Origin of the sequence: Pseudomonas sp. (assembly GCF_030696055.1) — a bacterium.
In the GTDB taxonomy this organism is placed as follows: domain Bacteria; phylum Pseudomonadota; class Gammaproteobacteria; order Pseudomonadales; family Pseudomonadaceae; genus Aquipseudomonas.
The window spans coordinates 1-1,405 of record NZ_JAUYNP010000200.1 but is presented as its reverse complement, the minus strand read 5'-3'; the positions used below and the strand labels follow the sequence as shown (position 1 = coordinate 1,405).

Annotated in this window: 1 protein-coding gene; it reads left to right on the top strand. The window is 63.2% G+C overall.

Going from position 1 to position 1,405, the window contains the following annotated elements; genetic code table 11:
* Positions 1-1,405, top strand: a 1,405-nt coding sequence (valS, locus tag Q8Q83_RS11655) for a valine--tRNA ligase (protein ID WP_305623880.1), incomplete at both ends; no start/stop codon positions are given.

Below are 1,405 nucleotides of genomic sequence, written 5' to 3'. Positions count from 1 at the left end.
CTGTGGAACCTGCGCTACCCCCTGGCCGCTGGCCACAAGACCGCTGACGGCAAGGATTACCTGATAGTCGCCACCACCCGGCCGGAAACCATGCTGGGTGACGCGGCCGTGGCCGTGCACCCGGAAGACGAGCGCTATAAGGCCCTGATCGGCACTTACGTCGAGCTGCCCCTGGTAGGCCGGCGTATCCCGATCATCGCCGACGATTACTGCGACCCCGAGTTTGGCACCGGCTGCGTGAAAATCACCCCGGCCCATGACTTCAACGACTACGAAGTGGGCAAGCGTCACAACCTGCCCCTGATCAATATCCTCGACAAGGATGCGGCGATCCTCGCCAGCGCTCAGGTGTTCAACCTCGACGGCAGCGTCAACGCCGAATTCGACGGCAGCCTGCCGGCCGAATACGCCGGCCTGGACCGCTTCGAAGCGCGCAAACAGATAGTCGCCGCCTTTGAGGCTGCGGGTTTACTGGAAGGCATCGACCCTCACGCGCTGAAAGTGCCGAAGGGCGACCGCTCCGGCACCATTATCGAGCCGTGGCTGACCGACCAGTGGTACGTCTCCACCAAATCCCTGGCCGAGCCAGCCATTCAGGCGGTCGAGGATGGCCGTATCCAGTTCGTGCCCAAGCAGTACGAGAACATGTACTTCAGCTGGATGCGCGATATCCAGGACTGGTGCATCAGCCGTCAGCTGTGGTGGGGCCACCGCATCCCGGCCTGGTACGACGAGGCGGGCAACGTCTATGTCGGCCGCGACGAGGCGGAGGTGCGCGCCAAGCACAACCTCGGCACTATCGCCCTGCGCCAGGACGAGGACGTGCTGGACACCTGGTTCAGCTCCGGCCTGTGGACCTTCTCCACCCTCGGCTGGCCGCAGCAGACCGAGGCGCTGAAAACCTTCCACTCCACCGACGTGCTGGTCACCGGCTTCGATATCATCTTCTTCTGGGTCGCGCGGATGATCATGCTGACCATGCACCTGGTGAAGAACGAGGATGGCACGGCTCAGGTGCCGTTCAAGACCGTGTATGTGCATGGCCTGGTGCGCGATGGCCAGGGGCAGAAGATGTCCAAGTCCAAGGGCAACGTGCTCGACCCGCTGGACATAGTCGACGGCATCGAGCTGGACGCCCTGGTGCAGAAACGCACCAGCGGCATGATGCAACCCAAGCTCGCCGAGAAGATCGCCAAGCAGACCCGCGCCGAGTTCCCCGAAGGCATCGCCGCCTACGGCACCGACGCCCTGCGCTTCACCAACCTGGCGCTGGCTTCCACCGGTCGCGACATCAAGTTCGACATGGGCCGTGTCGAGGGTTACCGCAACTTCTGCAACAAGATCTGGAACGCCGCCAACTTCGTGCTGGAAAACACCGACGGCCAGGACACTGGCGTCAACGGTG